Origin of the sequence: Mesorhizobium sp. WSM1497, assembly GCF_001672455.2 — a bacterium.
Classification (GTDB): Bacteria; Pseudomonadota; Alphaproteobacteria; order Rhizobiales; family Rhizobiaceae; genus Mesorhizobium; species Mesorhizobium ciceri.
In genome coordinates, this window is the sequence record NZ_CP021070.1 from 1,441,563 (window position 1) to 1,457,609 (window position 16,047).

General features: G+C 63.7%; 19 protein-coding genes. 7 read left to right on the forward strand and 12 right to left on the reverse strand.

Annotation, left to right across the window (positions count from 1 at the left end; translation table 11 throughout):
- Positions 1–20 precede the first annotated feature (20 nt).
- Both A9K65_RS07060 and A9K65_RS07065 read left to right on the forward strand, forming a co-directional pair.
- Positions 21–857: an alpha/beta hydrolase gene (locus A9K65_RS07060; RefSeq protein ID WP_064993263.1), complete on the forward strand. Its 837-nt coding sequence runs from the start codon at positions 21–23 to the stop codon at positions 855–857.
- A 94-nt stretch (positions 858–951) separates the two neighbouring features.
- Positions 952–1,608: a glutathione S-transferase family protein gene (locus A9K65_RS07065; RefSeq protein WP_064993262.1), complete on the forward strand. Its 657-nt coding sequence runs from the start codon at positions 952–954 to the stop codon at positions 1,606–1,608.
- A gap of 5 nt (positions 1,609–1,613) precedes the next feature.
- Here the strand turns inward: A9K65_RS07065 and A9K65_RS07070 are convergent, their stop codons facing one another.
- From A9K65_RS07070 to A9K65_RS07080, 3 genes are all read right to left on the reverse strand, one after another.
- Positions 1,614–1,877, reverse strand: coding sequence for a metalloregulator ArsR/SmtB family transcription factor (locus A9K65_RS07070; RefSeq protein WP_063169162.1), 264 nt, complete (start codon positions 1,875–1,877; stop codon positions 1,614–1,616).
- A 32-nt stretch (positions 1,878–1,909) separates the two neighbouring features.
- Positions 1,910–3,157, reverse strand: a complete 1,248-nt coding sequence (locus tag A9K65_RS07075) for an MFS transporter (protein ID WP_024502978.1) — start codon at positions 3,155–3,157, stop codon at positions 1,910–1,912.
- An 89-nt stretch (positions 3,158–3,246) separates the two neighbouring features.
- Complete coding sequence (locus tag A9K65_RS07080; RefSeq protein ID WP_023810953.1) at positions 3,247–3,441, reverse strand: DUF1192 domain-containing protein; 195 nt, start codon at positions 3,439–3,441, stop codon at positions 3,247–3,249.
- Between the two features lie 123 nt (positions 3,442–3,564).
- Here A9K65_RS07080 and A9K65_RS07085 point away from each other — a divergent pair, with 123 nt between their 5' ends.
- From A9K65_RS07085 to A9K65_RS07095, 3 genes are all read left to right on the forward strand, one after another.
- Positions 3,565–4,575 (forward strand): NAD(P)H-quinone oxidoreductase, encoded by a 1,011-nt coding sequence (locus A9K65_RS07085; RefSeq protein WP_013529235.1) that lies wholly within the window; start codon positions 3,565–3,567, stop codon positions 4,573–4,575.
- Between the two features lie 161 nt (positions 4,576–4,736).
- Positions 4,737–4,877 carry a DUF1127 domain-containing protein gene (locus A9K65_RS07090; protein ID WP_013529236.1) on the forward strand — a complete coding sequence of 47 codons (141 nt, stop codon included), beginning with the start codon at positions 4,737–4,739 and terminating at the stop codon, positions 4,875–4,877.
- A 484-nt stretch (positions 4,878–5,361) separates the two neighbouring features.
- Positions 5,362–6,057, forward strand: a complete 696-nt coding sequence (locus tag A9K65_RS07095) for a DUF1013 domain-containing protein (RefSeq protein WP_013529237.1) — start codon at positions 5,362–5,364, stop codon at positions 6,055–6,057.
- A gap of 63 nt (positions 6,058–6,120) precedes the next feature.
- On the opposite strand, the gene A9K65_RS07100 is transcribed toward A9K65_RS07095, so the two are convergent.
- The 4 genes from A9K65_RS07100 to A9K65_RS07115 all read right to left on the reverse strand — a co-directional run bounded on the left by A9K65_RS07100 (position 6,121) and on the right by A9K65_RS07115 (position 8,292).
- On the reverse strand, positions 6,121–6,840 hold the full coding sequence (locus A9K65_RS07100; RefSeq protein WP_013529238.1) for a YafY family protein: 720 nt from the start codon (positions 6,838–6,840) through the stop codon (positions 6,121–6,123).
- Positions 6,841–6,965: 125 nt separating this feature from the next.
- Positions 6,966–7,373 (reverse strand): hypothetical protein, encoded by a 408-nt coding sequence (locus A9K65_RS07105; protein WP_063169160.1) that lies wholly within the window; start codon positions 7,371–7,373, stop codon positions 6,966–6,968.
- Between the two features lie 75 nt (positions 7,374–7,448).
- Positions 7,449–8,039 (reverse strand): DJ-1/PfpI family protein, encoded by a 591-nt coding sequence (locus A9K65_RS07110; RefSeq protein WP_064993261.1) that lies wholly within the window; start codon positions 8,037–8,039, stop codon positions 7,449–7,451.
- 85 nt (positions 8,040–8,124) lie between these two features.
- A complete protein-coding gene (locus A9K65_RS07115) occupies positions 8,125–8,292 on the reverse strand; it encodes a hypothetical protein (protein ID WP_013529241.1) in 168 nt (55 codons plus the stop codon).
- 309 nt (positions 8,293–8,601) lie between these two features.
- Here A9K65_RS07115 and A9K65_RS07120 point away from each other — a divergent pair, with 309 nt between their 5' ends.
- Both A9K65_RS07120 and A9K65_RS07125 read left to right on the forward strand, forming a co-directional pair.
- Positions 8,602–9,549 carry a ring-cleaving dioxygenase gene (locus A9K65_RS07120; RefSeq protein ID WP_064993260.1) on the forward strand — a complete coding sequence of 316 codons (948 nt, stop codon included), beginning with the start codon at positions 8,602–8,604 and terminating at the stop codon, positions 9,547–9,549.
- 114 nt (positions 9,550–9,663) lie between these two features.
- Positions 9,664–9,825 carry a hypothetical protein gene (locus A9K65_RS07125; protein ID WP_023810961.1) on the forward strand — a complete coding sequence of 54 codons (162 nt, stop codon included), beginning with the start codon at positions 9,664–9,666 and terminating at the stop codon, positions 9,823–9,825.
- Between the two features lie 21 nt (positions 9,826–9,846).
- Here A9K65_RS07125 and A9K65_RS07130 read toward each other — a convergent pair whose 3' ends face one another.
- From A9K65_RS07130 to A9K65_RS07150, 5 genes are all read right to left on the reverse strand, one after another.
- Positions 9,847–10,560, reverse strand: a complete 714-nt coding sequence (locus tag A9K65_RS07130; RefSeq protein WP_064993259.1) for an SGNH/GDSL hydrolase family protein — start codon at positions 10,558–10,560, stop codon at positions 9,847–9,849.
- Between the two features lie 62 nt (positions 10,561–10,622).
- Positions 10,623–11,363: a thioredoxin family protein gene (locus tag A9K65_RS07135; RefSeq protein WP_064993258.1), complete on the reverse strand. Its 741-nt coding sequence runs from the start codon at positions 11,361–11,363 to the stop codon at positions 10,623–10,625.
- Between the two features lie 164 nt (positions 11,364–11,527).
- Complete coding sequence (locus tag A9K65_RS07140; protein WP_064993257.1) at positions 11,528–12,553, reverse strand: class I fructose-bisphosphate aldolase; 1,026 nt, start codon at positions 12,551–12,553, stop codon at positions 11,528–11,530.
- 133 nt (positions 12,554–12,686) lie between these two features.
- A complete protein-coding gene (locus A9K65_RS07145; protein ID WP_013529247.1) occupies positions 12,687–13,883 on the reverse strand; it encodes a phosphoglycerate kinase in 1,197 nt (398 codons plus the stop codon).
- A 145-nt stretch (positions 13,884–14,028) separates the two neighbouring features.
- Positions 14,029–15,918 (reverse strand): potassium/proton antiporter, encoded by a 1,890-nt coding sequence (locus A9K65_RS07150; RefSeq protein ID WP_013529248.1) that lies wholly within the window; start codon positions 15,916–15,918, stop codon positions 14,029–14,031.
- Positions 15,919–16,047 lie beyond the last annotated feature (129 nt).

The window sequence follows — 16,047 nt, forward strand, 5'->3', positions numbered from 1 at the left end:
TGCAGAGAGGAGACTGCGTGATGAGGACCACCGAACGCCCTGAGATTATATCCGAAGTCTTTGGCGATCCGGCGAACCCGCCGCTGTTGCTGATCATGGGAGCGATGGCCTCGATGCTGTGGTGGCCGGAGGCGTTCTGCCGGAAACTGGCCGGTGCCGGCCTGTTCGTGATCCGCTACGACAATCGCGATACCGGCCGTTCGACGAAATACAAACCGGGAGAGCCGCCCTACACGTTCGATGATATGGCCGACGATGCAATGCATGTTCTGGACGACCACGGCATCGGCAAGGCGCATGTCGTCGGGATGTCGATGGGCGGCATGATCGCGCAGCTTGTGGCGTTGAAACATCCCTCGCGTGTCGTATCTCTGACTGTGATCAGCAGTTCGCCGGTGGGAATCGACACATCCGGCCTTCCCGGGACGACCGAAGCCTACATGGAACACTCGGCCGAGGGCGCCAAAGTCGATTGGTCGGACCGTGGTCAAGTGGTCGATTTCATCGTCAGGGATGCGCGGGCGATCGCCAGCACCACGCATTCATTCGATGCGGCGGGGATACGGGCCTTTGTCGAGCAGGATTACGACCGCTCCGGCGGCTTCCTGAGCGCGACCAACCATTTCATGCTCAAGGGCGGCGCCGCCTGGAAGGGCCGCCTGCACGAGATCGCGGCGCCGCTGCTGGTCATTCACGGCACGGCGGATCCGATCTTTCCGGTCGAACACGGCGAGGCGCTGGCCGAGACGGTCACCGGCGCAAGACTCATTCGCATCGAAGGTGGCGGCCACGAGCTGCATCCGGACGACTGGGCCGAGATGTCCGCAGCGATCATCGCGCATGTCCAAGCCGGTTGAAGCAGCATAGGCTGGTTTGACGGACAAGGCTAACCGCAACAGGCGTGCCGCATGGTAGCGGCCACCGACAATCCAGGAAACAGACGAGCAAGAAATGTCCCTGACACTTCATTTCCATCCGCTGGCCTCCTTCTGCTGGAAGCCGTTGATCGCGCTGTACGAGAACGCCACGCCGTTCACGCCTGTCATCGTCGACCTTGGCGATGCTGAATCGCGCGCGGCCTTCCTGAAGATCTCGCCGGCCGGCAAGATGCCGGCGCTGCGCGACGATGCGCGTGGCCGTACGGTGCTGGAATCGAGCATCCTCGTCGAATATCTGGCCGCGCACTATCCGGGGCCGGTCGACCTCGTTCCCGCCGAGATCGACATGGCGTTGGCCGTCCGCCAAGCTGACCGTTTCTATGATTTCTATGTGCAGGAGCCGATGCAGAAGATTGTCGGCGATCGGTTGCGTCCCGGCGACAAGACCGACCCGTTCGGCGTCGAGCAGGCTCGCGACCAGTTGCGCAATTCCTACGCCATCATCGAACACGACATGCAGTCGAAGATCTGGGCGATGGGCGACAGCTTCACCATGGCCGATTGCGCAGCCTCCCCCGCGCTGTTCTATGCCAACAAGGTCGAGCCGTTGGGCGACAGGTACCCGGCTGTGAAGCGCTATCACGACCGCCTGCTGCAGCGCCCCGCCTTCGCTCGGGTGATCGGGGAGGCGCAGCCCTACTTCAAGTTCTTCCCCTACAACAACGGTTGATCGGGTCAGGTTTCCCAGAACTGATCGAGCCAGATGTTGAGTTTGAGGAAGCCAGTGCCGCTCACCGTATAGACGCGCCTTGTTCCTTCCGGCTTGGCGTGGACCAGGCCGGCATCGAGCAGCACTTTCAGATGTTGCGACACGGCTGGGCGCGAGACCGGCAAGCCGGCGGCCAGTTCGGTGACGGTTTTCGGGCCGCGGCGAAGTTCTTCCAGAAGATGGCGCCGGTTGGGATCGGCAATCGCCATGAAGGCGTCGGAAAACATCATGCCTGTATTAGTGAGGCAAAGCCTTTCGAATCTCAACCGTCTGCTTCTGCTTTTCTTCTGGGATCAAGCCGCAATGCTTCCGGGGTGACCGAGCGGTCGGCCGGCTGCGTCTTGAAGGCGTCACGATCCCCGATCGGCACCGGCGCGCGGCGGCTGATGCGCAGCAGCGTGTAGCCCGCCAGGCAGAGATGCGCGAAGGCGGTCGCCAGGAACAGACCTTCCGGGCGCATCCAGCCCATCAGGGCAGCCGCAAGCAAAGGTCCGATCATCGTGCCGAAGCCATAGAGCAGCAACAGCCCGCCAGATACCTTGACGAAATCCTCCGAGCGCGCGTGGTCGTTGGCATGCGCCACGGCGATGGAATAGAGCGTATAGGCGAAGGCGCCATAGGCGGCGGTGAAGACGATGACGAAGACGCCGGAGCGTGGCTCGAACAGGAAGATCATGAGCGCGAAGAAGGCCCCGCCGAAAGCCGCCCCCGCCAGCACGAAGCGCCGGTCGGTCTTGTCGGACAGGCGCCCGGCCGGAAGCTGCATGGCGGCACCGGCAACGACCACAAGGCTCATCATCAGGGCGATCTCGGCCGTGGAAATGCCGATGCGTGCACCATAGACCGCGCCAAGCGTGCCCCAGGCGCCGTTGGCGATGCCGATCAACACGCAAGCGACCGCCGACACCGGCGAATTGGCATAAAGGCCCCTGACATCAAGTGAGACATCCTGCAGCGGCTTGGGGTGGGAGGCGGTCGAGACCGCCGTCGGAATGAGCGACAGGCAAAACAGGATGCCGGTGATCATGAACAGCGACGCGGACTTCACGTCGCCGCCGGCGACGATCATCTGCCCGCCCATGATCGAGGCATAAGTCACCATCATGTAGAGGCCGAAGACGGTGCCACGGTTCTCGTTGGTGGCCTTCTCGTTCAACCAGCTTTCGATGACCATGAAGGCGCCGGCCATGGTGAAGCCGGTGAAGGCGCGCAGCAGGATCCAGACATACTCGTCGATAATCAGCCCGGTGAGCAGCGCCACGATGGCGCCGGATGCGGCAAAGGCGCCAAAGGCGCGCACGTGGCCGGCGCGGCGCACGATGCGCGGTGCGAAGAAGCAGCCGGTGACGAAGCCGCCGGCCCAGGCCGTGCCCATCAGGCCGAGCGATGCGGTCGAGAAGCCTTCCAGCTGACCGCGCAGGGGCAGAAGCAGCCCATGCAAACCAGATGCCGCGAGCAGGAAAGCGGTGCCGCGAAGCAGCGAGAGGATCGGTCGGTAGGTTGCGAACATTGGTTGATCCGGCTCAGGTTTGGCGGGGACGCTGGGTCTGAAGACAGTCGCATTCGGGCTTTTCGGCGGCGGGCTTTACGCCCGAGCGCCTATCCGCGGCGGAACAGTGCTTCGGCCGCGGATTTGGTGGTGTCCTTGGCCTTGAGTTCGGCTTCCAGGCGGGCGATTTCGTCGCGCAGGATGCCGATCCGCTCAGTCAAGTCGCTGACGGAAAGCAATGACAGGTCCTGCCCGATCTCGTGGGGGCGCGCCTTCTTCTTGGGTTCGTCGTCGAAGATCGCCATCGTCGCTCCTCCTCCGCCAAGACCAGATTGGCCATTTGCCTGATTTGGCAATCAGCATACATAGGGCAGGGGCGTCGATGCAAACAGCCGATCGGATAACGGCGAGGAAAGACGGGAAATCTCATGGCGAGCGGACAGAAAATTCCGGCAAGGATGACGGCCATCGCGATCTCGGAGCCGGGTGGCCCTCGGGTGCTGAAGCCGGAAACACGCGACGTGCCGCAGCCCGGCCCCGGCGAGATCCTGATCAAGGTGCATGCCGCCGGCGTCAACCGGCCCGACGTCCAGCAGCGCAAAGGCGCCTATCCGCCACCGCCCGGCGCATCCGACCTGCCGGGCCTCGAGGCATCGGGTGAAGTGGCGGCCCTTGGCGACGACATATCACGCTGGCGCATTGGCGACCGCGTCTGTGCGCTGACGCCCGGCGGCGGCTATGCCGAATATGTCAAGGTCCATGCAGGGAGCGTGCTGCCGTTGCCCGCCGGCTTCACCCACACCGAAGCCGCGGCGGTGCCGGAGAATTACTTCACCGTCTGGCACAATGTGTTCGAGCGTGGCGGCCTCAAGAAAGGCGAGACGCTGCTCGTCCATGGCGGCTCGTCCGGCATCGGCACGACAGCAATCCAGCTTGCCTCCGCCTTCGGCGCCTATGTCATCACCACTGCCGGCAGCAAGGAGAAATGCGACGCCTGCCTGAAGCTCGGCGCCGACCGGGCGATCAATTATCGCGAGGCGGATTTCGTCGCCGCGGTGAAGGAGGCAACGGGTGGCAAAGGCGCCAATGTCATCCTCGACATGGTCGGCGGCGACTATGTGGCGCGCAACTACGAAGCCGCGGCGGTCGAAGGCCGCATCGTCCAGATCGCCGTTCAGGCCGGCGCTGTCGCAAGCGCGGACTTTTCGAAGATCATGGTCAAGCGGCTTACCCACACAGGTTCGACGCTGAGGCCGCGAACCGTCGAGTTCAAGGCGGCGATCGCGGCGGCGCTGGAAGCGCAGGTGTGGCCGCTGCTCGGCACGCGCAAGGTTGCCCCTGTGATGGACATGATCTTCCCGCTCAGCGAAGCCTGGCGGGCGCATGAGCGCATGGAAGAGGGTGAGCATATCGGCAAGATCGTGCTCGACGTAGGCTGACAGCGCGCGAGGTCAGCGCCTCGCTGCCCACAAGATGAACAGAAGCTTAATGCTGCAATGCAGCATTTGCATCATTGCTATGCAAAATCAGCCATTCAAGTCCTCATCGATGACGCCTATTTGAGCACCATCGAAACGAACATCATTCTGGAGGGACTACCATGAACCCGATCCGCGCTTTCCGTAACTGGCGTATGTACACCGAGACCGTCCGCGAACTGAACCGTCTCAACGCACGCCAGCTCAGCGATCTCGGCATCAACCGCGCCGACATCGAAAAGATCGCCCGCAGGGCTATCTAAAGCCACGTCCTGGTCCGCTCCGGCGGGCCCAAGCCGTGGAAGCCAGAGCCGCACCAGACGAACTTTGTCGCGGTTCCGAGCCCGCTGGACCCAGTCCGGCGGGTTTTGTCGTTTTGGGCGGGAGATCAACGACCGTCCCAACCGATACCGGCCATCGAGCAGGGTTGACCTCAGTTTCCTGCATGGCATCTTGGCTCGGCGCTTTCACAAGGGCGAACCCTGATGGAAGCAGCGGCTCCGGCATGACAGGGGTGCCCCTATCTCAACCGATCTTTGCCAAGACCGGAACTCGCCAGCAAAGCCAGCTTGTCGTTCTGCTCAAGAGCGCGGAACGTTTTCGGTAAGTACCCACGGCTTCCGGTCTTTGCTCCAAAAACGTTGCGAAAGGACCCGAGAGCGGTTATACAGACCGCGAATTTCCCATTTTGGTGGCTCTAAACCACCGCCCGCGCGGGAACGCGGGCGAACGAGAAGGATTTGTAAAATGGCCAATACGCTGCTGATGCCCAAGGCGACCGCCGTCTGGCTGGTCGACAATACCGCACTTTCCTTCGAGCAGATCGCGCAGTTCTGCGGGCTGCATCCGCTCGAGGTCAAGGCAATCGCCGATGGCGAAGCGGCGCAAGGCATCAAGGGCATGGACCCGATCATGACCGGACAGCTGACCCGCGACGAGATCGCCCGTGCCGAGAAGGATCCGAACCAGCGCCTGAAGCTTTCGGACCCCAAGGTGCGGGTGCCCGAATCCAAGCGCAAGGGTCCGCGCTACACGCCGCTGTCGAAGCGCCAGGACCGGCCGAACGCAATTCTGTGGCTGGTGCGCAACCATCCCGAGCTCAAGGACGCGCAGATCTCGCGCCTCGTCGGCACCACCAAGTCGACGATCGAACAGATCCGCGAGCGCAAGCACTGGAACTCAGCCAATTTGCAGCCGATGGACCCGGTGACGCTGGGTCTCGCCTCGCAGATCGACCTCGACATGGAAGTCAACCGCGCCTCGCGCGGCCGCGAACAGGCGCAGCCGGTCGGCGACACGCTGCTGCCGGCGGCCCTGACCGAGCGGCTGGTGCCGGCTCCCGAGAAGCCGAAGGACGAGGACGCCGAACTCGACGCCAACGCCGTGTTCGCCAAGCTCTCGGCCTTGAAGTCGAAGAACACGGACAATGACGACGACGAGTGAGGTTGTCTGATATTCCAAGAAAAAGCCCGCTTCGAGCGGGCTTTTTTGTAGCTGCGCCAGGTCTCAGCTGCGCGCGGCGCGATCCGGCGCCATGCCATAGTCCTCGCTGCGCTCCACTGCGCGGTAGAAGTCGGCAAGTTGCTTGCCGCGCTCCGGCTTGAAGATGCGGCCGGCGATCACCACCGAGGCGATGCGATCGATGCGGAAGGCGCGGAAATCGTCGCGCATCTCGCACCAGGCGACCAGCGTCCACACCTTGCCCCAGAACCACAGGCCGAGCGGGCGGATATCGCGGGCGGTGCCGCGGCCGGCCTCGTCGGAATAGTCGATGGTCAGCACTTGGCGCTTTTCGACCGCGCGCTCGATCAGGTCGATCGCCTCGCGGGCGGCGTCGCTGACCACCCACATCGGTGTGTGGATCTCGGTGCGGGCGATGCGGTCTTTCTCCGCATCGGGCAATACGGCGCCGATCTTGACCAGCGCTTCGTCGGCGGCCCGCGCCATGGCGGCACCGCCAAAGGCACGCACCATGCGGGCGCCGGCGACCAGCGCGACGATCTCGTCACGCGTGAACATCAGCGGCGGAAGGTCGAAACCCTCCCTCATCATGTAGCCAACGCCGGCCTCGCCGTCGATCGGCACTCCGGTCGACTGCAAATCGGCAATGTCGCGATAGATGGTTCGCTCGGAAACTTCGAGCCACGTGCCGAGCTTCTGGGCGGTGACCAATCGGCCACCGCGCAGATGCTGCACGATCTGGAAGAGCCTGTCGGCGCGGCGCATCGTATGGTCCCTCGGCGTTGTCTCTATGCATGCCGCCCGAAACCGGTCCACCTCTGGGTGGCATGCATCGTGTTTTCGCGCATGCCGTTATCCCAAAACCGCAGAACACTTTTGGGCGGCATGCCTCATGGTTTCAGCCCTTCGCGCTTGCGCTGCGCGGCGACGAACTCCGCGCCGAAGGACAATTTCTTCGTCGTCGGTGTTTTCGCATCGAGCACGCGCCAGAACGGTGCCACGTCACTCGGCGTCATGCCGCGCTGGAGGTCCTCGTTGGCGGCTTCGGCAACAGTGCGCAGATGATAGCCTATGGTGACCGGGCATGTCACTTCGGCGCCATGCTCGACGGCAAGTGCTGTACGCAGCGCACGCACATCCATCTCGACGCCTTCGGGAATCGAGCGGATGAAATCATCGACCTGGCGCGCTGTCGGCACCAGCATAGGCTGGCCTTCGACGACATCGGCCATCGTGCGCGGCGTCGGCTTGACGCCGTTGATGCCTGGTGTGCTCAGTCTGTCGTTCCAACTCTTCATCGATCGTCCTTTCGACCGCCGATGCACGGGTGCCCTAAGCTGGCACCATTGCACGGCCCTCCTGACAGCATACTGTCAGGAGGCTTCAGCATACTCCTTGGCAAACAGCGTTCGCATCCGAGCGAGATCGCTGCCTCTTTCGGGGTAGAGCGTCTTCAGAAAGGCGAGCGCGAAGGTGCCCGGCGCCGAGCCTGGCGCGGAAACAATTTTGCCGTCGGCCATGGCATGCGGCACATCCTGATAGAGGCTGTCGCCGGCATAGCCGGCCTCATGACCATTGATCCAGTCGCGGCCATTGCTCGTATGCCTGGCCTTCTCGAACAGGCCGGCGCGGGCTAGCGCCAGCGTGCCGGCGCAGATGCCGCCGACCACGCCGCCGCGCGATGCAACAGCATTGAGCAGATCGGCAACATCGGGCGGTGCCTTGCCGGCCCACTCATCGGAGCCGATGACGGCGATGGCGTCGAGATCATCATTCTCATCCGCCCCGGCCGATCGATCAGGCGTCAGCCGAAAGCCGCTGATCCCGGCCACTGGGTTGCCATCAGGCGTCAGCGACACGGCACGGGCGCCGAACCATTCGACCGCCGAGGCCGCCAGCAGCCCATACTCCCAGTCGGCAAAACCTTCGATGAAAAGGAAACCGATCGTCTTCTGTTCGGGCATAAGCTCGCTCCCATTCCTCACGCACCGGACCTGTTATCTGGGCGTTGACGCGCCCACATCCAATCGCCGGGTCGAAAAATTGGCTTCAATTGCCGCGAGGGCCACGGTCCGCATACATGTCCGGCCAGCCGATATCCTTGCGAATATCCGCCGGCAGCGAGTTCATGAACCGCTGGGTGCGGATCTCGTTGCGCATCGTGCGGATCTTGCCGACATAGTGCTGCATGCCGCGCAGAATGGTGTAACCGTTCATGGCCAGTCTCCTCTCTCTGTATGGAGGTACTATCGCATACCCCTCCTGACAGCAGTCTGTCAGGAGGATGTCAGGCGCGAGACGATAGTTGCGACCGGTGCGCACACCGCAGGCAAGGCATCGCTTTTCGCCGCATCGAACGGTGCCAAAGGCAGGTTCGCGACTTCCGATTGTTCATAGCGAGGACGTGCTCTGGGCGCCGCTGTTCAGTTTCCGGCGACGGACTGTCGGAATACGAGGCCTTCAGCGGGGTGGCCGCAGTTCTGATATGGAGGGAGAAAATTGTTCCCCAACAGCAGGGAGACGACGATGAGCTTGCAACTGACAGGTATCCACCATCTGACCGCCATCACCGCCAATGCGCCTGGCAATCTTCATTTTTATACGAAGGTGCTGGGTCTGCGGCTGGTCAAGAAGACCGTAAACCAGGACGACACTTCGGCCTACCACCTCTTCTATGCCGACGGCGAAGCGACACCGGGCACCGACCTTACCTTCTTCGACTGGCCGGTCGGGCGCGAGCGGCGCGGCACGCACAGCATCGTGCGGACCAGCCTCAGGGTCGGCAGCCAGGAGAGCCTTGCCTGGTGGAAGCAACACTTGACCGACGAAGGCCTGGCAACAGGAGAGATCGGCGACATCGGCGGTTATGCGTCACTGGACTTCGAAGATCCCGAGGGCCAGCGTCTGCGCCTGGTCAGCGATGGCGGCAAGGGCGGCAGCCATCCCTGGGCGCAAAGCCCGGTACCGGCCGAGCACCAGATCCGCGGGCTCGGGCCGATCGTCATCAGCGTTCCCGACATCACCAACACCGAGGCGGTGGTGACCACGGTGATGAACATGCGCAAGGCGCGCGACTATGCCTCGCCGGAGGGCCAGGTTCACGTCTTCGAAATGGGCGAGGGCGGGCCGGCGGCGGAGCTGCATGTCCTGGTGCAGCCGGGACTGGCGCCGGCACGGCAAGGTGCCGGTGCGGTTCACCATGTTGCCTTCAGGGCGCCGGACCAGGAAACGCTGCATCAATGGACGGCGCGGCTGTCCGAGTTCCGGCTGCCGTCGAGCGGCGAGGTCGAGCGCTATTATTTCCGTTCGCTCTACTTCCGCGAGCCGAACGGCATCCTGTTCGAGATCGCAACCGACGGTCCGGGGTTCACCGCCGACGAGCCGCTGGAGACGCTGGGGGAAAGCCTCGCCCTGCCGCCATTCCTCGAACCGAAGCGCGCTTCGATCGAGGCCGGCCTCAAGCCGCTGAAGTAGATCGTTTGCCGGTCAAAGGGCGCCGCGTTCCGGTTCGGGATCTCGGCGTCCGTTCTTTCTCAGGCAATGAACGACGTGCTTTGACAGCCGGGCGCGTTGCTGGTCAAAGGCGGCATGACGAAATTCCTCGCCCTTGTCATCGTCGGTTTCATGGTCATTCAACTGATCAAGCCGCTTGGCTGGCCAGGCCTCAAGCGACGCGGTGATTTCTGGAAGCTGGCACTGCTCGCCATGGCCGCGATTTCACTGGCGGCCGTGCTCGGGCATTTGACGTAGGACGGCACTTGTCGTCGCTGCTCAATGGCCAAGCACCGGGCCGACCAGATGCTCGGCCCAGGCCCGGTAGCCTGCTTCCGAGGCGTGAAAGCCGTCCGAGGCAAAGCCGGCTTCCGGATTGGTGATCGGCAGGCGCGGCGCCGGCACCGCGCCGCGCTCCAGGCAAAGGCGTTCGCCCATCCGGTTCATGTCGGTGGCGCGGATCTCAAGGATCTTTCCGAGCAGCGGCGGCATGGCTGGCGCCCGCGTGAACTCCAGCACCGGCGACCACACCACGCGCGCTTCCGGCCATTTGGTGCGCAGGCCGTAGAGCAGGCCACCGAACTCCTTCTTGAAGCGCGGCACGGAGTGGAAATTCTTGGTGTCGTTGGTGCCGATGGCCAGCACGATATGCGTCCACGGATCGGCCGACAGATTGGGCAGCACATGGTCGCGGATCTGGCCGGACGTTGCCGAATTGAAGCCGGCCGCCCGCCAGCGCACGGCGCGGCCGGTGCTTTGTGAAATCAGTACGGCGAGTTGCGCGGCAAGTCCGTCTTCCGAATTGCCGATGCCGACCGAAGCGGCGGAGGAATCGCCCAGCACCAGAAGCGAGATTGCCGGTGCTGCGCCTGATATTTCGTGCATGACCGGCCCTTGCGCCGGCAGCATGCGCGTGGTGCGGCGTCGCACGCCGAGGCCCTGCCAGATATAGACCGGGAAGGCGAGCCAGGTGAGTAGGGCCGGGAAGCGCATGGCAGTACCGTTAAACGATCAGCGGCAGCCTTAGCGCATGTTTTGGCCGACGGGAACGATCTTCAATCGCAGCAACTTGCCTGCCCCGCCTGCTTGCCCTGATATTCATCGTGCAGCCGCACCCAATCCATCAGGCCGTGATAGGGGCCGTTCTCGTTGCGGCCCTTCGGCGTCATGTCGAGATAGTCGTAGGCGCCGATCTGCGCCTCGCCGCCGCGGGCGCGCGACATGAAGGTTAGGAAGATGTCGCCGGTCTCGTCCCGGTAGAAGACGCTGGTGCCGGGAAGCTCCTTCGATGTCCGTGGACGGGTCTCGAAATTGTAGGTGGTGCAGCCGGCGGCGATCTGCTTGTCGGTGAAGGAGACCTGCATGTCGAAGTTGAAATCCGAGGCATAGGACGACACCCAGTCGAACTTCCAGCCCATGCGCTGCTTGTAAGGCAGAAGTTCCGCCAGTGGAGCGCGCGAAACCACGACCAGCGACACGTCGTGATGCCGCAGATGCTGATTGGCGCCGTCGATATGGTCGGCAAGGAATGAGCAGCCCTCGCAATGATGGGTGCAGCCCGGCCCGAACATGAAGTGATAGACGATCAGCTGGCTGTTAGTGCCAAACAGGTCGGTCAGTCTGTTTGGCCCTTGTTCGGTCTCGAAGACATAGTCTTTCCTGATCTTCAGCCAGGGCAGTTCACGCCGTTCCGCGGCGATCCGCTCGCGGAGCCGCGTCAGTTCCTTCTCGCGCGCCAGATGTGCCTTGTGCGCCTGGAACCAGTCTTCGCGCGAAACGATCTTGTTGCGATGCATGAACCTCTCCCTGAATGTCATCCCAAGGACGTTGGGGATGGGCGCAACCCGACATCGCCGGAGAGGAAATAAGGACGGAGAGGCTCCGCCCCAAGCCCTGCAAGTCACAAACAAAAAACCCGGGCGCATCGGCCCGGGTTCGAAGGAGGAAGAAAGGACTGTGATCAGGCGGCCTGTTCCAGGCTCGCCTTCCATTTTCCGAGCGCTGCCAGATGGTTCATGTGGGCGCGATGGGTGAAGGCGGCCTGGCCGGCGGCAACGTTCGAGGCTTTGCCGCTCCAGGCTTTCTGTGGCGCGGCCTGCAGCGCGCGACCATAGGAGAAGGTCAGCTTCCACGGGTGCGGCCCGATGGCGTTGATGGCGTTGAGATTGGCGGTCGCCTCTTCGTCTTCCTGGCCGCCGGAAAGGAAGGCGATGCCCGGCACCGCTGCCGGCACTGTCTCGCGGAACAGTTTTATGGTCTTTTCGGCGACTTCTTCGGGGCTGCTCACCTTGCCCGATTTCCTGCCGGCCAGCACCATGTTGGGCTTCAGGATGGTGCCTTCCAGCACGACGCGCGCCGCATGGAGCTCGTCATAGAGCTTGATCAGCGTTGCCTTCGAAATGTCGTAACAAGTGTCGATGTCGTGGGCGCCGTCCATCAGCACCTCCGGTTCGACGATCGGCACGATGCCGGCTTCCTGGCAGAGGGCGGCATAGCGGGCGAGCGCATGAGCGTTGGAGCCGATCGAGGTCGCCGAAGGGACGCCCTTGGCGATATCGATGTCGATCACCGCGCGCCATTTGGCGAAGCGGGCGCCGAGCTTGTAGTAGTCGGCAAGCCGTTCGCGCAGGCCATCGAGGCCTTCGGTGACGGTGTCGCCGGGAAACCTGGCCAGCGGCTTGGCGCCGGCATCGACCTTGATGCCGGGGATGGCGCCGGCGGCCTTGATGATGTCGACCAGCGGCGTGCCGTCGGCGGCCTTCTGGCGGATCGTCTCGTCATAGAGGATGACGCCGGAAATGTAGCGGGTCATCGCGTCCCTGGTGCGGAACATCATCTCGCGGTAATCGCGGCGGCTGTCGGCGGTCGATTCGACGCCGATGACGTCGAAGCGCTTCTTGATGGTGCCGGAACTTTCGTCGGCGGCCAGCAGGCCCTTGCCATCGGCGACGATCGCAGCGGCAATGTCTTCGAGACGTTCGCTCATTGTTGCTTCTCCTGAAACGGTTGTTCCGCGCTTAACGGAAGTCTACCGCCAAAGGAATGGCATCGGAAAGCTCGAATCGATTGAAGCCTCGGGCGGCCTTGTTCGCTCTCCGAGTGTTGATCGCCTCGGAGCCTCAGCGCTTCAACACATCGACGCCGGGCAGCGGCTTGCCTTCCATCCACTCCAGGAAGGCGCCGCCGGCGGTCGAGACATAGGTGAAGTCGTCGGCGACGCCGGCGTGGTTGAGCGCCGCGACCGTATCGCCACCGCCTGCGACCGAGACCAGCTTGCCTTCCTTGGTGCGCGACGCCGCATGCTTGGCCGCCGCCACCGTCGCATGGTCGAAGGGCGCGATCTCGAAGGCGCCGAGCGGGCCGTTCCAGACCAGTGTCGCGGCGCGGTCGATCCATTCGCCGATGGTCGTCACGGTTTTGGCGCCGACATCGAGGATCATCCCGTCGGCCGGCACATCGGAGATGGCGACGGTCTCGCAGGCCGCGCCCGCCTTGAACTCCCTGGCGACGACGCCGTCGACCGGCAGGATGATGGCGCAGCCGGCCTCGGCCGCCTCGATCATGATCTGCTTGGCGGTTGAGGCGAGATCATGCTCGCACAGCGATTTGCCGACATCGGTGCCGCGCGCGGCGAGGAAGGTGTTGGCCATGCCGCCGCCGATGACCAGCGCGTCGACCTTCTTCACCAAGTTCATCAACAGATCGATCTTGGTCGAGACCTTGGCACCGCCGACAATGGCGACGACCGGACGAACCGGTTTTCCCAAGCCCTTCTCCAGCGCCTCAAGCTCGGCTTGCATGGTGCGGCCGGCAAAAGCCGGCAACAGATGCGCCAGCCCCTCGGTCGAAGAATGCGCGCGGTGCGCGGCCGAGAAGGCGTCGTTGACGAAGATATCGCCATTGGCGGCGAGTTTTTCGGTGAAGGCCGGGTCATTCTTTTCTTCAGCCTTGTAGAAGCGAGTGTTTTCGAGCAGCAGCACGTCGCCCTTGTTCATGGCGGCGACAGCGCTTCCGGCCGTGTCGCCGACGCAATCCGAGGCGAAACCGACGGGGCGGCCGAGCACTTCTGCCGTGGCTTTGGCGATCGGCTCCAGCGAGAATTCGGGCGAAGGCCCATCCTTGGGTCGGCCGAAATGGGCGAGCAGGATGACCTTGGCGCCCTTGGCCGATAGCTCGGCGATGGTCGGTGCGATGCGTTCGATGCGGGTGGCGTCGGTGACTTTGCCCTCAGTGACAGGCACGTTGAGGTCGACGCGCACCAGCACGCGCTTGCCGCTGATGTTGCCGATATCGTCGAGTGTCTTGAAGGCGGCCATGCGGGTTCCTTTCGCGAAAAACCGGGGGACCATACCCCGCATCGGCGACGATGCAAGGCTTAGGGCGCGCTCGAACCGAAATTTTGAAGTGGGCACGATCTTGCACTGGCGGGCGGATGAATGGCAGCGCTCAATAGCGGGTTTGTCAGCTTTCGGTTGCTGCCTTTTCCGGCGCTGGCTCCGGGGCCGGTTTCTCGTCCGCCCGCGCCTCGTCCGCCTGCGCCTCGGTCGGCTTGCGCCAATTGCGGATGAAGGCGGAAAGACGGTCGCCGATTTCTCCGGCGCTGAGGAAGACCGGCACCCGCGCCACCGGCGCGGTCGGCTCGAACGACAGGCCGAGGCCTATGATCTTCCCCTTGTCGTCGACGTCGCGGACGATCAGTTCTATCGGGCCGAGCAGGACGCGGTCGGCATATTCGGCATGGCCGCCGAGCCGCGCCGTGACCAGCGCTCCAACGGTGAGCTTTTGCTCCGCTTCGGTCAGGCCCGGCGTATAGGCTGCTTCCAGTTCGGCGGCGGGGCGCGCTGGATCGACGGCGAAGGCGCCGAAGAAATCGGCATCTTCGGGATCGACCACGGCACGGCTGGCGAACAGCTTGTCGAGCAGGCGCGGATAGCGATCCGGGACGAAAATGTAGACCTGGTCGCCGGCGGCGAGCCGGCCCATGTCCTGGAAGCGCATCGAACGGCCGTCACGCAGCACCAGCGAGGGTCGCGCCCAGCGTGGGATGCGCTCGCCGCGCGCCACCGGGCTGCCGGGTGCGACGCGATAGGCGAGAAGCTCGTGATGGGCCGAACCCGGCAATTCCAGCTCGACCTTGTCCAGCGGTCCGAGCCGCGCCGGCACGATCAAACCGAGGCGGCGCGCCAGCGGTCCGACCGTCCAGCCCTGGATGACCAGCGAAACCAGAACGATGATGAAGGCGGTGTTGAAGATGACACGGCCATTTTCCAGCCCGCCGAGCAGCGGGGTGATGGCGAGCAGGATCGACACCGCGCCGCGCAGGCCGACCCACGAGACAAAGGCGACTTCGGGGCGCGGCATGCGGAACGGGATCAGGCAGAGCCAGACGGCGACCGGCCGCGCCACGAACATCAGGAACAGGCCGAGCAGCACCGCCGGCACCATGATCGCCGGGAATTGCGAGGGCGTCGCGAACAGGCCGAGGATGAGGAACATGATGATCTGTGCCAGCCATGACATGCCGTCCTGGAAGCGCTTGAGGATGGTGACGGCGCGGATATCGGAATTGCCCGAGATGAGGCCGGCGATATAGACCGCCAGGAAGCCCGAGCCGCCAATGGCGCCGGCGGCGGCAAAGACCATCAACGACAAGGTCAGCACGAAGATCGGCAGCAGGCCATGGTCGAGATTGAGCCGGTCGACGAGACGCACGATGGCGAGGCCGCCGAGCACGCCGACGACAGCGCCAAGGCCCATGTTGAGGAGGAAGCCGAGGAAAAGGCTGGTGACCAGGACGTTGGTCTCGGGATTGGCATGAGCGGCGATGATCTCGACCAGCGTGATGGTCAGGAAGATGGCGATGGGGTCATTGGTGCCGGATTCCACCTCGAGCGTCGAGCGCACGCGTTCGCGCAGATTGATTTCGCCGGCACGCAGCAGGAAGAACACGGCGGCCGCATCGGTGGAGGCGACTGCGGCGCCGAGCAGGAAGGATTCCAGCCAGGTGAGGTCGAGCAGATAGTGGGCGGCGGCGCCGAACAGGCCGGTGGTCAGAATTACGCCGAAGGTCGCCAGCGACAACGCCGGGCCGGCTGCCTGCCGCAAGGCGTTGAGCGGCGTGCCGAAGCCGGAATCGAACAGGATGACGGCCAGCGCCAGTGAGCCGGCAAAATAGGCGATGCGGGCATTGTCGAACTGGATGCCGAGACCGTCGGTGCCGGTGGCGAGGCCAATGCAGAGGAACAGGAGCAGAAGAGGGGCGCCGAAGCGGAAGGCGATCAGGCTCGAAAACGCGGCGGCGACGACAAGCGCTGTGCCGACCAGCGTGACGAGATAGATCGCATGCTCCATCCTGAAATCAGCCCCTCAAATTCGTCTGTCTCCTGCTTTGCGAGAGAGTGGGGCGAAGACGTGACCAGTGCAAGGCGGCAGGGTGGCTTTTTGGTCTATGCCGCTGATTTTCGGATGTTTTGGCGCCCG

Coding starts and splice junctions, on each gene's coding strand:
- A9K65_RS07060 (WP_064993263.1), top strand. CDS start 21: ATGAGGACCACCGAACGCCCTGAGATTATATCCGAAGTCTTTGGCGAT.
- A9K65_RS07065 (WP_064993262.1), top strand. CDS start 952: ATGTCCCTGACACTTCATTTCCATCCGCTGGCCTCCTTCTGCTGGAAG.
- A9K65_RS07070 (WP_063169162.1), bottom strand. CDS start 1,877: ATGATGTTTTCCGACGCCTTCATGGCGATTGCCGATCCCAACCGGCGC.
- A9K65_RS07075 (WP_024502978.1), bottom strand. CDS start 3,157: ATGTTCGCAACCTACCGACCGATCCTCTCGCTGCTTCGCGGCACCGCT.
- A9K65_RS07080 (WP_023810953.1), bottom strand. CDS start 3,441: ATGGCGATCTTCGACGACGAACCCAAGAAGAAGGCGCGCCCCCACGAG.
- A9K65_RS07085 (WP_013529235.1), top strand. CDS start 3,565: ATGGCGAGCGGACAGAAAATTCCGGCAAGGATGACGGCCATCGCGATC.
- A9K65_RS07090 (WP_013529236.1), top strand. CDS start 4,737: ATGAACCCGATCCGCGCTTTCCGTAACTGGCGTATGTACACCGAGACC.
- A9K65_RS07095 (WP_013529237.1), top strand. CDS start 5,362: ATGGCCAATACGCTGCTGATGCCCAAGGCGACCGCCGTCTGGCTGGTC.
- A9K65_RS07100 (WP_013529238.1), bottom strand. CDS start 6,840: ATGCGCCGCGCCGACAGGCTCTTCCAGATCGTGCAGCATCTGCGCGGT.
- A9K65_RS07105 (WP_063169160.1), bottom strand. CDS start 7,373: ATGAAGAGTTGGAACGACAGACTGAGCACACCAGGCATCAACGGCGTC.
- A9K65_RS07110 (WP_064993261.1), bottom strand. CDS start 8,039: ATGCCCGAACAGAAGACGATCGGTTTCCTTTTCATCGAAGGTTTTGCC.
- A9K65_RS07115 (WP_013529241.1), bottom strand. CDS start 8,292: ATGAACGGTTACACCATTCTGCGCGGCATGCAGCACTATGTCGGCAAG.
- A9K65_RS07120 (WP_064993260.1), top strand. CDS start 8,602: ATGAGCTTGCAACTGACAGGTATCCACCATCTGACCGCCATCACCGCC.
- A9K65_RS07125 (WP_023810961.1), top strand. CDS start 9,664: ATGACGAAATTCCTCGCCCTTGTCATCGTCGGTTTCATGGTCATTCAA.
- A9K65_RS07130 (WP_064993259.1), bottom strand. CDS start 10,560: ATGCGCTTCCCGGCCCTACTCACCTGGCTCGCCTTCCCGGTCTATATC.
- A9K65_RS07135 (WP_064993258.1), bottom strand. CDS start 11,363: ATGCATCGCAACAAGATCGTTTCGCGCGAAGACTGGTTCCAGGCGCAC.
- A9K65_RS07140 (WP_064993257.1), bottom strand. CDS start 12,553: ATGAGCGAACGTCTCGAAGACATTGCCGCTGCGATCGTCGCCGATGGC.
- A9K65_RS07145 (WP_013529247.1), bottom strand. CDS start 13,883: ATGGCCGCCTTCAAGACACTCGACGATATCGGCAACATCAGCGGCAAG.
- A9K65_RS07150 (WP_013529248.1), bottom strand. CDS start 15,918: ATGGAGCATGCGATCTATCTCGTCACGCTGGTCGGCACAGCGCTTGTC.